Below are 13,528 nucleotides of genomic sequence, written 5' to 3' on the forward strand. Positions count from 1 at the left end.
CTACCGCTTCAGCAGATCCGCGTCGTCGACCGACGCCGAACGGCGTGATCGGAAGATGGTCATGATGATCGCCAGCCCGACCACCACTTCGGCGGCGGCGACGACCATCGTGAAGAAGGCGATCACCTGACCGTCGAACGACTGGTTCATCCGGGCGAAGGTGACGAAGGCGAGGTTCGCTGCGTTGAGCATGAGCTCGACACACATGAAGACGACGATCGCGTTGCGTCGCAGCAGCACTCCGGCGGCGCCGATGGTGAACAGCAGCGCCGAGAGGTAGAGGTAGTTCTCCGGGTTCACCGGTCGCTCCCCGAGTCCTCGGGGGGCCGAGTCCGGAGCGTCCGCGCGGCCAGGATGGCGTTCACCGACAGGTCCGACGGCGATCCGTCGGGAAGGCGTGCCGGTACGTCGACCGCGTTGTGACGCGCGTACACGCCGGGCGTCGGCAGCGGGGTCAGGTTGACCCCACTGCGGAACCGCGCCTGCGACAGCTCTTTCTGGGTGAGGCGTGGTCCGAAGCGCTCCCGGTGCGCGAGCACCATGGCACCGAGCGTGGCGGCGATGAGGAGGGCCCCCGTCAGTTCGAAGGCCCACAGGTAGCGGACGAAGATCAGCTCGGCGATGGCCTCGACACCGGAGTCGCTCTGCGCGGCCACGACTCCGGGATTCCGGGCGCCGGTGACCACTCCGACGGTGGCGCTGCCGATCCCGGCGATCAGCAGAATCCCGAAGCCGAGCCCGATGAGAGCTGCGGACACGCGCTGACCGCGTAGCGTCTCGCGCAACGAGTCGGAGGAGTCGACGCCGATCAGCATGATGACGAACAGGAACAGCATCATCACCGCACCGGTGTAGACGACCACCTGCACCACGCCGAGGAACAGCGCCCCCTGCGCGACGTAGAAGACGGCGAGAACGATCATCGTGGTGGCCAGGAAGATCGCGGAGTGCACGGCTTTGGTGGCGAACACGACACCCAGTGCGCCGGCGACCGCGACCGCTCCGAGAATCCAGAACTGGATCGCCTCACCGGTGGAGGTGCGCACCACCTCGTCGGCGAGCCACAGCGTGCCCGCGGGGGTCATGGCCGTGTCTCCCGTGCGCTGCTGTCCCGCACAGTCGGATTCGGCAGGGTCACGCGACCGTCGGCAGTCACTTCGCCTCGGTAGTAGTTCTCCTCGGTGGAGCCCGGCGCCATCGCATGTGGCGGCGCGTCGACGCCGGGTTGCAGCGGGGCCAGGAGACGGTCCTTCTCGTAGATGAGGTCGGCGCGGTTGTCGTCGGCGAGTTCGTAGTCGTTCGTCATCGTGAGCGCCCTCGTGGGGCACGCCTCGATGCACAGTCCGCAGCCGATGCACCGCAGATAGTTGATCTGGTAGACGCGTCCATATCGTTCGCCGGGCGAGTAGCGCTCGTCGGGCGTGTTGTCGGCACCCTCCACGTAGATGGCGTCGGCCGGGCACGCCCACGCGCACAGCTCGCATCCGATGCACTTCTCGAGACCGTCGGGGTGCCGATTCAATTGGTGCCGACCGTGATACCGGGCGGCTGTGGGTCGCTTCTGCTCGGGGTACTGCTCGGTGATGGTCGGCTGGAACATGCCGCCGAAGGTGACGCGCAACCCGCTCACCGGTTTCAGGAAGTCAGGCATCGGTCGTCTCCCTCACGGTGCTGGGCATCGGCGGGACGGGGAAACCGCCGGCCATCGGGTCGAACTCGTCGGGTGCGGTCGGGTCTGCATACTCCTGCGGCGGGTCCGGGATGTCGGGAACGCGCATCAGGCGCCAGACCGCGTAGGCGATCAACCCGGTCACCACGAGTCCGGCGCCGGCGGAGACGAGCGCGCGGGTGAGGTCGGCGTCCTCACCGGCGAAGGCGGCGCGGATGATCGCGACGACCATCACCCAGGTGAGCGAGATGGGGATCAGGACCTTCCAACCCAGGTTCATGAACTGGTCGTACCGCAAGCGCGGCAGGCTGGTTCGGAGCCAGATGAAGACGAACAGGAATGCCCACACCTTCAACGTGAACCAGAGCACCGGCCACCATCCGGAATTCGCCCAGTCGAAGGTGCTCACCGGCCACGGCGCCTGCCACCCACCGAGGAACAGCGTGGTGGCCAGTGCGGAGACGGTGACCATGTTGATGTACTCGGCGAGCATGAACATCGCGAACTTCAACGACGAGTACTCGGTGTGGAACCCGCCGACCAGCTCGCCCTCCGCCTCGGGCAGATCGAAGGGCGCCCGGTTGGTCTCGCCGACCATCGAGATGGCGTAGATGACGAACGAGGGCAGCAGGAGCAGCACGTACCAGTGACGCTCCTGCGCGGCGACGATTCCCGATGTCGACATCGTCGCGGCGTCGAGGAATACGGCGGCGAAGGTGAGGCCCATCGCGATCTCGTACGAGATCACCTGGGCGGTCGAGCGGAGTCCGCCGAGCAGCGGGTAGGTGGAGCCCGACGACCAGCCCGCCAGGACGATCCCGTAGACGCCCACCGACGTCACGGCCAGGACGTACAGCACCCCGACCGGGAGATCGGTGAGCTGCAACGGCGTCTGGTGACCGAACACCGACACCATCGGGCCGAACGGGATGACGGCGAAGGCCATCACCGCCGGGACGACTGCGATGATCGGCGCCAACAGATAGATCACCTTGTCGACGCCGGTGGGGATGATCCCTTCCTTGAGGGCGAGTTTGACGCCGTCGGCGAGGCTCTGGAGAACCCCTCTGGGGCCCACGCGGTTCGGCCCGATCCGGGTCTGCATGCGCGCCATGATCTTTCGCTCGAGCAGGATGGCGATGAGCGGATTGACCACGAGGAACACGAACACGGCCAGCGCTTTGGCGACGACGAGCCAGATCGGGTCGTGCCCGAAGTCGTCGAGTGTGGGGAAATCGGCGGCGATGCTCACGCGGCACCCCCTTCGGCGTCGTCTCTGATGTCGACCGGTGCCGGGGCCGGTGCGAGCGCCACGAGGTCACCCTCCTGCGCGCGGAGCGCGGCGTGGACGTGTGAGCCGCGTGAGAACAGCGGCAGCCACACGACCCGATCCGGCATGTCGGTGATCTCGACCGGCAGGACAATGGCGCCGTCGGCGGTGCTGACGCGGAGACGGTCGCCCGCACCGACACCGGCTTCGGCGGCGGTCGACGGCGCGAGCCGGGCCACCGGCGGGCGGGCGGTGCCGGCGAGGTGCGGTTCCCCGTCCTGCAACCGGCCGTCGTCGAGCAGTGTGTGCCATCCGGCCAGAACCGCTTGGCCGACAGCGGGACTGGGTTGCGTCCGGTCGACGGCGTCGATGGTGGTTCGGCGGCCCGACCACGGGCCGATCCGCCGCAGGTCGATGTGGATGGTCGGTACGTCGGCGCATCGGAGGTCGGCACCCATCTGCCGGGCGATCGCGTCGATGATGCGGTGGTCGGGAAGATGGCCCGAATCCTTCAGCGCAGTGGTGAAGCTGCGTGGGCGGCCCTCCCAGTCGACGAAGGTGCCTTCCTTCTCCGCGACGGCGGCCACCGGGAAGACGACGTCCGCGGATCGGGCGACCGCGCTGAGGCGTTGCTCGAGGCTGACGATGAACGGCGCGGCCGCGAGGGCCTCGGTCGCCGCGGCCGGGTCGGGCAGGTCGTCGACGTCGACGCCGGCGACCATCAGCGCGAGTCCGTGATACCGCGCGGCATCGATGATCCCGGCTGTGTCGCGTCCCGCCCGCGGGTCGAGATCGGTGCCCCAGACCGCGGATACCGCGGCACGAGCGGCATCGTCGGCGAGCGGCCGGCCGCCGGGCAGGAGGCCTGGCAACGCGCCCGCTTCGAGCGCGCCTCGTTCGCCGGCGCGCCGCGGAATCCAGGCGAGTCGGGCGCCGGAGCGGTCGGCCAGCTCGGTGGCCGCGAGCAGTGCACCGGGCCGGGAGGCGAGCCGCTCGCCGACGAGGATGATCGAACCGGGTGCCTCGAGATGGGCGAGCACGGCGTCGGACCGCAGCACCCGGGCCTCGTCGCCCGGTACGACCGGGAACAGGGCGGCGTCGAGTTTGGCCGCTCCGCGACTCGCGAACGGCGCCACGGTCGCAATGCGTTGGCCTGCGGTGCGTACCGCACGGCGGAGGCGGAGGAAGACGATCGGGGACTCCTCCTCGGGTTCGAAGCCGGCGAGCAGCACCGCGGGGGCAGCGGACAGGTCGTCGTACGTGGTCGCGAGTCCGTGGCCGGCCACCCGGGCGGCGAGGAAGGCGGCCTCCTCGGTGCTGTGGCTGCGTACGCGGAAGTCGATGTCGTTCGTGTGCAGGACAGTTCGCGCAAACCGGGAGTACGCGTAGGCGTCCTCCACGGTCAACCGTCCGCCGGTGAGGACGCCGACGTTGCCGAGCGCACCGGACAGCCCCTCCGCGGCGGCGCGTACGGCGTGCGCCCACGACACCTCGGTCAGCTCACCGTTCCGGTCGCGAACCAGGGGGGCGGTGATCCGCTCGGCCGAGGACGCGTAGGCGAACGCCCACCGTCCCTTGTCACAGTTCCACTCGGAGTTGACGTCGGGATCGTCACCGGCGAGGCGGCGCAACACCTTGCCACGACGGTGATCGGTGCGCTGGGCGCACCCGCTCGCGCAGTGCTCGCACACGCTCGGCGTCGACACCAGGTCGAAGGGGCGGGCGCGGAACCGGTACTGCGCCCCGGTCAGGGCACCCACCGGACAGATCTGGACGGTGTTGCCGGAGAAGTAGGAGTCGAACGGTTCGTCCGCGTAGATGCTGACCTGTTGCAGCGCACCGCGATCCGCGAGTTCTATGAGCGGATCGCCGGCGACCTCCGTGGCGAACCGCGTGCATCGGGCACACAGCACACAGCGTTCCCGGTCCAGCAGGACCTCCGACGACAGCGGGACCGGTTTGGTGAAAGTTCGCTTGACGCCGTCGAATCGCGATTCGGAACGTCCGGCCGACATGGCCTGGTTCTGCAGGGGGCACTCGCCGCCCTTGTCGCACACCGGGCAATCCAGGGGGTGGTTGATCAGGAGCAGCTCCATCACCCCGCGTTGCGCTCCCGCCGCGATCTGCGAGGTGAGCTGGGTGCGGACCACCATCCCCTCGGTCGCCACCGTCGTACACGACGCGAGTGGCTTGCGCTGCCCCTCGACCTCGACGAGACACTGGCGGCAGGCGCCGACGGGGTCGAGAAGCGGATGGTCGCAGAACCGCGGGATCGTGATCCCGATCTGTTCGGCAGCACGGATGACCAGGGTGCCCTTCGGCACCCGGACGGCACGGTCGTCGATGGTGATGCCCACCAGGTTGTCGGTCGTCGCAGCGGGATCGCTGCCGTGGGTGAGTGTCATCGGACGCCTCCCGACCAGACGGTCGATCGTGAGTGGTCGAACGGGCATCCGTGGTCGAGGTGGGCCAGGTACTCGTCGCGGAAGTACTTCAACGACGACACGATCGGACTGCCCGCGCCGTCCCCGAGCGCGCAGAACGACTTCCCCACGATGCTGTTGGTGACGTCGGCGAGGGTGTCGAGGTCGGCGGCGGTTCCGCCCTCGTGTTCCAACCGGTGGAGCAGTTGCACCAGCCAGTACGTGCCTTCGCGACACGGGGTGCACTTGCCGCAGGACTCGTGTTCGTAGAACTCCGTCCATCGCAGGACCGCACCGACCACGCACGTCGTCTCGTCGAAGATCTGCAGGGCCTTGGTGCCGAGCATCGAGCCGGCCGCCCCGACGCCCTCGTAGTCGAGCGGTACGTCGAGGTGCGCCGGTGTCAGGAGCGGCGTCGACGAGCCGCCCGGAGTCCAGAACTTGAGCTCGTGTCCGGCGCGTACCCCGCCCGCACGATCGAGCAACTCGCGCAACGAAACCCCCAGCGGCGCTTCGTACTGCCCGGGACGCGTGACATGACCCGACAGCGAATACAGGGTGAACCCGGGCGACTTCTCGGTGCCCATGGACCGGAACCAGTCGACACCGTTGCGGATGATCGCCGGGACACTGGCGATCGACTCCACGTTGTTCACGACCGTCGGACTCGCGTACAACCCGGCGACCGCGGGGAAGGGTGGGCGTAGACGGGGCTGCCCGCGTCGGCCCTCCAGCGAATCGAGCAGAGCGGTTTCCTCGCCGCAGATGTAGGCACCCGCACCGGCGTGGACGACCAGTTCGAGATCGAAGCCGGAACCCAAGATGTCGGTGGCGAGATAGCCTGCGGCGTAGGCCTCGTCGACGGCCGTGCGCAGTCGACGGAGAACCGAGGCGACTTCGCCGCGAACGTAGATGAACGCGTGGTGCGCGCGGATGGCGTACGCCGCGATGATCACGCCCTCGACGAGCGTGTGCGGCGACGCGAGCATCAACGGCATGTCCTTGCAGGTGCCGGGCTCGGACTCATCCGCGTTGACCACGAGGTAGTGCGGGACGGACGGGTCGGTCTGGGGAATGAACGACCATTTCATCCCCACCGGGAACCCCGCACCGCCGCGCCCGCGGAGACCGGAGGCCTTGATCGTCTCGATGATCTCGTCGGGAGGGGATGTCAATGCGGTAGACAACGCCCGATACCCGTTGTGGCGCCGGTGGTTGTCCAGGGTCCAGGATTCTGGCTCGTCCCAGTGGCGGGACAGGACCGGGGTTTCCGGGGGTTCGGGTTCGGGTGATGGTGGTTGCGAGGTGGCTTCGACTCGGCGCCTCGCTCCGCTCGGTGCCGGGTCGGCCAGCGGGGTGGGTGCCGGCTCAACCAGCGGGGAGGCCGGGCCGGCGAGGTCGCGTTCGGTCTCGCGGAACGACCGCACGGGACCGGTGCCTCGAACCGGGGAGACCGCGACACCGGCGCGGAGGTCCTCGATGAGTTCGATCGTCGACTCCGGGGTCTGGTCGTCGAAGAACTCCCAGTTGACCATCACCACCGGCGCGAAGTCGCAGGCCGCATTGCACTCCACGTGTTCGACGGTGATTCGGCGATCGGCCGTCGTGTCTCCGGGTTCGATGCCGAGGTGGTCGCAGACCGACCGCAGGATCTCGTCGCCGCCGAGGGTCGCACACAGGGTGTTCGTGCAGACCCCGACCAGGTACTCGCCGGTGGGTGTGCGCCGGTACATCGAATAGAAGGTGGCGACCGAGGCCACCTGGGCAGGCGTCAGATCCAGTTGTGCGGCACAGAATTCGATGCCGGCGCGGGTCAGGCGGCCATCTTGGGATTGCACCAGGTGCAGCAGTGGTAGCAGCGCCGATCGTGCGTGGGGATAGCGGCCGATGATCGGAAGCGCCTCGGCGGTCAGATGTTCGACGACCTCATCGGGGTAACCGGCCGGGCCGTCGAAGGTGATCGGCGGGACCGGCATGTCGTGCGTGGGTGCCGATCCCTCCGGTGGGGGTGCGGTGCTCAGGTCCACGAACACGGGATCGGTCATCGGTCCACGCCTCCCATCACGGGGTCGATGCTGGCCACCGCGGTGATGACGTCGGCCACCATTCCGCCTTCGCACATCGCGGCGACCGCTTGCAGATTCGTGAACGACGGGTCGCGGAAGTGGACACGATACGGGCGCGTGCCACCGTCGCTGACCATGTGGACGCCGAGTTCTCCGCGCGGTGATTCGACGGCCACGTAGCACTGCCCGGCCGGTACCCGCATGCCCTCGGTGACCAGTTTGAAATGGTGGATGAGGGCTTCCATCGAGGTGCCCATGATCCGGGCGATGTGCTCGGGCGAGTTGCCCAGTCCGTCCGGTCCGAGAGCGAGGTCGGCGGGCCAGGCGAGTTTGCGGTCGGCGACCATCACCGGCCCCGGGCGGAGACGCTCCAGACACTGTTCGACGATGCGGAGGGACTCGCGCATCTCGCGGACGCGGATCAGGTAGCGGCCGTAGGAGTCGCAGGTGTCCTCGGTGATCACGTCGAACTCGTAGTCCTCGTAACCGCAGTACGGTTCGGACCTGCGCAGATCGTGCGGGTAGCCGGTCGACCGTAGTACCGGGCCGGTGATGCCGAGCGCCATGCAGCCGGTGAGGTCGAGATAACCGACGCCCTGCGTCCTCGCCTTCCAGATGTAGTTGTCGGTGAGCAGGTCTCCGAGTTGGTCGAGACGAGTGGGGAGTTGGCCGATCACCTCGGCGACCCGCTCGATGCCGTCCGCCGGTAGGTCCTGTGCGACCCCTCCGGGACGGATGTAGGCGTGGTTCATCCGGAGGCCCGTGATGTGCTCGAACAGGTCGAGGATGGACTCCCGCTCGCGGAATCCGAGGAACATCGCCGTGACGGCGCCCAGTTCCATTCCGCCGGTGGCCAAGGCGACGAGATGACTGGAGATGCGGTTGAGCTCCATCAGCATCACGCGGATGACGGTGGCGCGCTCCGGGATGTCGTCGGTGATGCCGAGGAGCTTCTCCACTCCGAGGCAATAGGCGGTCTCGTTGAAGAACGGCGACAGGTAGTCCATCCGCGTGACGAACGTGACGCCCTGGGTCCAGTTGCGGTACTCCAGGTTCTTCTCGATCCCGGTGTGCAGATAGCCGATTCCGCACCGGGCCTCGGTGACGGTCTCGCCTTCGATCTCGAGGATCAGGCGCAGGACGCCGTGCGTCGACGGGTGTTGCGGACCCATGTTGACGACGATGCGTTCGTCTCCGGGTTGCTGTTCGGCGCGGGTGCGGACGTCGGACACGATCGAGTCCCAGTCCTGTCCGGACACGGTGTAGGTGTGGGTGTCGGTCATCAGTTGTACGACCTCCTCCGGTCGGGCGGGTCGACACGGGTTCCCTTGTATTCCACGGGGACTCCACCGAGTGGGTAGTCCTTGCGCTGAGGATGGCCCTCCCAGTCGTCGGGCATCTCGATCCGGGTCAGCGATCGGTGGCCGTCGAAGACGATGCCGAAGAAGTCGTAGGTCTCGCGTTCGTGCCAGTCGTTGGTCGGATAGATGTCGCAGATGCTCGGGATGTGCGGATCGGTGTCCGGGGCGGCGACCTCGAGCCGGACCCGTCGACCGTGCGTCAGCGACGCCAAGGGATAGACGGCGTGGAGTTCACGGTCCGCGTCGCCGGGGTAGTGGACACCGTTGACCCCGAGGCAGAGCTCGAAACGTAGCGCCGGCGCATTACGGAGTGCAAGAGCGACGGTCGGGAGGTGTTGGCGTGCAACGTGGATGGTCATCTCGTCGCGGAAGATCACGACCTTTTCGATGGCCTCGTCGTGGCGCTCGCCCAATTCGCCGAGCAGGTGATCGGCGATCTCGTCGAAGTAGCCGCCGTACGGGCGGGACGAGCTGGGCGGGAGTGTGACCGGGCGGATCAACCCGCCGTATCCGGACGTGTCGCCGGTTCCGGGCGGGCCGAACAGGCCGTGGCGGACGCCGATCTGTTCTGCGTCGCGCGGTGGGGGCGCCGGGTTCTCGGGGTCTTGGTGGCCTGCGGGCGTCGTCATCGGAGCAGCCCCTTCAGCTCGATCGTCGGGGTGGCCTGGAGCGCTGCGCGTTCGGCCGCCCAGATGGCCTCCTCGCGGTTGACTCCGAGCGGCATCTCCTGGATCTTCTCGTGCAGTTTGAGGATCGCGTGCAGGAGCATCTCCGGACGTGGCGGGCAGCCGGGCAGATAGATGTCGACGGGGACCACGTGGTCGACGCCCTGGACGATCGCGTAATTGTTGAACATCCCGCCCGATGACGCGCAGACCCCCATGGCGAGAACCCATTTAGGTTCCGGCATCTGGTCGTAGATCTGACGCAGGACGGGGGCCATCTTCTGGCTGACGCGACCGGCGACGATCATGAGGTCGGCCTGCCGGGGTGATGCCCGGAACGCCTCCATGCCGAAGCGGGCGAGATCGTAGCGTCCCGACGTGGTGGCCATCATCTCGATGGCGCAGCAGGCGAGGCCGAAGGTCGCCGGCCACAACGAACCCTTGCGCATGAACCCCGCCAGATCCTCGACAGTACTCAGCAGGAATCCGCTGGGGAGCCGTTCCTCGAGTCCCATGGGTGGCCTCCTTGTCGGGGTCGGATCGGTGAAAAGCTCTCAGTCCCAACTCAGTCCGCCGCGACGCCATTCGTAGGCGTAGGCGACGGACACGTTGACGATGAACAGGAGCATGGCCATGAGACCGAACCACCCGAGTGAGTCGAATGCGACAGCCCATGGGTAGAGGAACACGATCTCGATGTCGAAGATGATGAAGAGCATCGCGGTGAGGTAGTACTTGACCGGCACGCGCTGGATGGAGCCGGTTGCCACCGTGCCGCCCGCGGTGCGACGCGTCGGGTAGAGCAGGCTCTGTTCGACCGGCTCGATGCCGCACTCGTAGGGCTCGAGTTTGGCGCGGTTGTACCGTTTCGGGCCGATCGCGATGCCGATGAAGACGCTGAAAACGGCAAACGCCACGCCGATTGCCCCGAGGACCATGATCGGGACGTAGGCGTTCAAAGCGCGGACCCCTCCTCGCTTGTGGCGACCGGAGTGCACCTGTTCGGTGCGGCCGGCCCGGGTGTTCGTCCTATCCGCGCCGCCGGCCGATCTGGTCCGCCAGTACGAATGTGAGCTGCAACACAAGCCTAGGTGAGTGTGTGGCGCGAGTCACTGTTTTCTAGAGTTCGGCGTTTCCGATCATGTCGACGAACGCGCGTGGAAGGGCGATCGGGTCGACGGGCAGGACGGCCACGGCATCGGCGCGGGACCAGTCCGCGAGCCATCGGTCATCGGCGCGCCCGAGGAGGACGAGCACCGGCGGAGCGGGGTCGAGTTCGTCCTTCATCTGCTTGGCCAGGCCCATGCCGCCGGCCGGGGTGGCCTCGCCGTCGGCGATCACGGCGTCGACGACACCGGCGTCGAGCTGTGCGAACACCATTGGGGCCGTGGCGACCTCGATATAGCTGACGGGTGGGATGCCGGGATCCGGGTGGCTGCCGATCGCACCGATGACCTGGGCGCGGGTCTGCGCGTCGTCGGAATAGACCAGCACCCGCAGGGCCCGCGCAGACTGGGAGTGGGTCACGGGTGTGATGCTACAACCCGCCACCCTCCGGATCTGTGGAAAACATGCGGGCGCCGCGCCCCGGCCGCCTCGGAGCGCGGGGTCAGTGCTCGGTGGAGAACCCCACGCGGCGTCGGTGCACCTCGAGTGCGAAGGTGACCAGCGAATCGATCAGATCGGGGTAGGGAACGCCGGTCGCTTCCCACAGTTTGGGATACATCGACCCGGGGGTGAATCCCGGGATGGTGTTGACCTCGTTGAGCAGCCAGCCGCGGCCGGACTCCTCGTAGAAGAAGTCGACGCGGGCCATGCCGGAGCATCGCATCGCGGTGAACGTCTTCGCCGCGAGTTCGCGAACCTCGGCGGCCGCCGCGTCGGACACCGGGGCGGGGATGACCAGCTGGGCGGCGCCGGTGACGTACTTGTCCTCGTAGTCGTAGAACTCGCTCCCCGGCTTGATCTCCCCCGGCACCGAGGTCTCGGGCGCGGTGTCGCCGAGAACGGCGACCTCGATCTCGCGCCCGGTCACGGCCTCTTCGATGATGACCACGTTGTCGTAGCGGAGCGCGAGATTCACCGCCGCGTCGAGTTCGGCCTCGTCGTGGGCCTTGGTGATGCCGACCGACGAGCCGAGGTTCGCGGGTTTGACGAAGACCGGAAGCCCCAGGGCGTCGATCGCCCGGCCGGTGATCGTCTCCGGGTCGTCGACGCCGTCGCGGAACTCGACCCAGCGGCACTGCGGGATGCCCGCCTGCTCGGCGACGATCTTCGCCATCGCCTTGTCCATGCAGACCGCCGACGACAGCACTCCCGCGCCCACGTACGGCAGCTTGAACAGCTCGAGCATCCCCTGGATGGTGCCGTCCTCGCCGTGCGGTCCGTGCAGAAGCGGAAGGACGACCGTGATGGCCTCGTCCGCGTGACCGCGCAGTTCGGTGAGCGGGTCGACGACGGTCCCGGCGACCTCGAGCGTGTCGGGGAGTGGCGTCCCGTCGGCGATGGCCGCGATCGCCTTGTCGTTGCGTAGCCAGGTCCCGTCCTTGGCGATGCCGATGGGGACCAGGTCGTACTTGTTCCGATCGGCCGCGGCCAGGACATGCGCCGCTGTGACCCGCGACACATCGTGCTCGGCGGAGACTCCACCAAAGAGGACCACCAGACGCAACAGCCGAGAAGACATGCCTGTCACGATACGGCCCTGTGCTCGTCGGCGGCTCAGCCGGCAGGGCAGGCCCGTCGGCTAGCGTGAGACCGTGCATTTCAGAGCGAGTGAGGTCGCGGAGGCCGTGGGCGGGGAGCTTCTCGGCCCCGACGTGCAGATCGACGGGGCGAGCATCGACTCGCGGAGCGTCCGGCCGGGGCAGCTGTTCGTACCGATCGTCGCCGAGCGCGACGGCCACGACTTCATCCCGGCGGCCCTCGACGGAGGTGCCACCGCCTACCTCACGTCGCGAACCGATCCGGTCGGTGGGACCGCGATCCGTGTCCCCGACACCGCGCTCGCGCTGGCCGACCTCGGGCGCGCCGTCCGTGCCCGGATCCCCGACCGAGTGGTGGGCATCACCGGGTCTGTCGGCAAGACCTCGACCAAGGACCTGCTCGCCGGGGTGCTGAGCACCACCTACCGGACCGCGGCCAGCGAGAGGTCGTTCAACAACGAGCTCGGACTCCCGATCACCCTCGCGGCGGCCGCCGACGACGTGGAGGCGGTGGTCCTCGAGATGGGTGCGCGCGGGATCGGACACATCGACCTGCTGTGCTCCATCGGCAGTCCGACGGTCGGCGTCATCACGCGCGTCGAAGGTGTGCACCTGGAGCTGTTCGGCGACATCGAGTCCGTCGCGCGCGCGAAAGGTGAACTGGTGGAATCGCTCCCGGCCGACGGGATCGCGGTGCTCAACGCCGACCACCGGTATGTCGCCGCGATGGCGGATCGCACCTCGGCGCGCGTCCTGCGATATGGACTCTCGCCGGATTCCGATGTGTACGCATCCGACATCGTGATGGACGACGAGTTGCGCGCGTCGTTCCGACTGCACACCCCGTGGGGTTCGACCGACGTGCGGTTGGGTGCCCGCGGCGAGCATCAGGTCCCCAACGCGCTGGCCGCCGCGGCTGCGGGTGGGGGTCTCGGGGTCCCCGTCGACGACATCGCGACCGGCCTGCTCGGAGCGCAATTGTCCGGCCTGCGAATGGAACTCGCGACATCATCGAAGGGCGTCGTCGTGCTGAACGACGCCTACAACGCGAATCCGACGTCGATGTCGGCCGCGCTGCGGTCGCTGGCCGCCCTGGCCGCGACCCGACGCGTGGCGGTACTCGGCACCATGGCCGAACTCGGCGCCGATTCGGCGGCCCAACATCAGGCGATCGCGCTCGAGGCCCGAGACCTCGGGATCGAGGTCATCGCCGTCGCCGAGACCGGCTACGGCGACACCGCCCGGCACGTGTCCGACGTCGACGGCGTGACGGCCGAACTCGGCGCCCTCGACGAGGGGACCGCGGTCCTGGTCAAGGGCAGCCGGGTCGCCGCACTCGAGCGGGTGGCGCAGGCGCTGCTGGACTAGC

13 protein-coding genes are annotated in these 13,528 nt (G+C 68.0%); 1 reads left to right on the forward strand and 12 read right to left on the reverse strand.

What is annotated here, in order from left to right:
• The 12 genes from nuoK to BCM27_RS02190 all read right to left on the reverse strand — a co-directional run bounded on the left by nuoK (nt 1) and on the right by BCM27_RS02190 (nt 12,140).
• Nucleotides 1–300 (reverse strand): NADH-quinone oxidoreductase subunit NuoK, encoded by a 300-nt coding sequence (gene nuoK / locus BCM27_RS02135; RefSeq protein WP_004021549.1) that lies wholly within the window; start codon nt 298–300, stop codon nt 1–3.
• Nucleotides 297–1,085 carry an NADH-quinone oxidoreductase subunit J gene (locus BCM27_RS02140; RefSeq protein ID WP_004021550.1) on the reverse strand — a complete coding sequence of 263 codons (789 nt, stop codon included), beginning with the start codon at nt 1,083–1,085 and terminating at the stop codon, nt 297–299. The genes nuoK and BCM27_RS02140 overlap by 4 nt, the downstream gene beginning before the upstream one ends.
• Nucleotides 1,082–1,651 (reverse strand): NADH-quinone oxidoreductase subunit NuoI, encoded by a 570-nt coding sequence (gene nuoI / locus BCM27_RS02145; protein WP_004021551.1) that lies wholly within the window; start codon nt 1,649–1,651, stop codon nt 1,082–1,084. The genes BCM27_RS02140 and nuoI overlap by 4 nt, the downstream gene beginning before the upstream one ends.
• Nucleotides 1,644–2,921 (reverse strand): NADH-quinone oxidoreductase subunit NuoH, encoded by a 1,278-nt coding sequence (gene nuoH, locus BCM27_RS02150; RefSeq protein WP_004021552.1) that lies wholly within the window; start codon nt 2,919–2,921, stop codon nt 1,644–1,646. The genes nuoI and nuoH overlap by 8 nt, the downstream gene beginning before the upstream one ends.
• Entirely contained in the window at nt 2,918–5,344 is a 2,427-nt protein-coding gene (locus BCM27_RS02155) for an NADH-quinone oxidoreductase subunit G (protein ID WP_004021553.1), read from the reverse strand. Before BCM27_RS02155 ends, nuoH begins: the two co-directional genes overlap by 4 nt.
• The gene (gene nuoF, locus BCM27_RS25310; protein WP_081908915.1) at nt 5,341–7,407 is read right to left on the reverse strand and encodes an NADH-quinone oxidoreductase subunit NuoF; all 2,067 of its coding nucleotides are present in this window, start codon (nt 7,405–7,407) and stop codon (nt 5,341–5,343) included. The genes BCM27_RS02155 and nuoF overlap by 4 nt, the downstream gene beginning before the upstream one ends.
• The gene (gene nuoD, locus BCM27_RS02165; protein ID WP_004021556.1) at nt 7,404–8,711 is read right to left on the reverse strand and encodes an NADH dehydrogenase (quinone) subunit D; all 1,308 of its coding nucleotides are present in this window, start codon (nt 8,709–8,711) and stop codon (nt 7,404–7,406) included. The genes nuoF and nuoD overlap by 4 nt, the downstream gene beginning before the upstream one ends.
• On the reverse strand, nt 8,711–9,418 hold the full coding sequence (locus BCM27_RS02170; RefSeq protein WP_004021557.1) for an NADH-quinone oxidoreductase subunit C: 708 nt from the start codon (nt 9,416–9,418) through the stop codon (nt 8,711–8,713). The genes nuoD and BCM27_RS02170 overlap by 1 nt, the downstream gene beginning before the upstream one ends.
• Nucleotides 9,415–9,969: a NuoB/complex I 20 kDa subunit family protein gene (locus BCM27_RS02175; RefSeq protein ID WP_004021558.1), complete on the reverse strand. Its 555-nt coding sequence runs from the start codon at nt 9,967–9,969 to the stop codon at nt 9,415–9,417. The genes BCM27_RS02170 and BCM27_RS02175 overlap by 4 nt, the downstream gene beginning before the upstream one ends.
• A gap of 39 nt (nt 9,970–10,008) precedes the next feature.
• Nucleotides 10,009–10,413 carry an NADH-quinone oxidoreductase subunit A gene (locus BCM27_RS02180; RefSeq protein ID WP_004021559.1) on the reverse strand — a complete coding sequence of 135 codons (405 nt, stop codon included), beginning with the start codon at nt 10,411–10,413 and terminating at the stop codon, nt 10,009–10,011.
• Between the two features lie 160 nt (nt 10,414–10,573).
• Nucleotides 10,574–10,981, reverse strand: a complete 408-nt coding sequence (locus BCM27_RS02185; protein WP_004021560.1) for a hypothetical protein — start codon at nt 10,979–10,981, stop codon at nt 10,574–10,576.
• A gap of 82 nt (nt 10,982–11,063) precedes the next feature.
• Nucleotides 11,064–12,140 carry a D-alanine--D-alanine ligase family protein gene (locus tag BCM27_RS02190; RefSeq protein ID WP_004021561.1) on the reverse strand — a complete coding sequence of 359 codons (1,077 nt, stop codon included), beginning with the start codon at nt 12,138–12,140 and terminating at the stop codon, nt 11,064–11,066.
• A gap of 73 nt (nt 12,141–12,213) precedes the next feature.
• On the opposite strand from BCM27_RS02190, the gene BCM27_RS02195 reads away from it, so the two are divergent.
• Complete coding sequence (locus BCM27_RS02195) at nt 12,214–13,527, forward strand: UDP-N-acetylmuramoyl-tripeptide--D-alanyl-D-alanine ligase (protein ID WP_004021562.1); 1,314 nt, start codon at nt 12,214–12,216, stop codon at nt 13,525–13,527.
• Nucleotide 13,528: the final 1 nt, after the last annotated feature.

Source organism: Gordonia terrae (genome assembly GCF_001698225.1).
GTDB classification, from domain to species: Bacteria; Actinomycetota; Actinomycetes; order Mycobacteriales; family Mycobacteriaceae; genus Gordonia; species Gordonia terrae.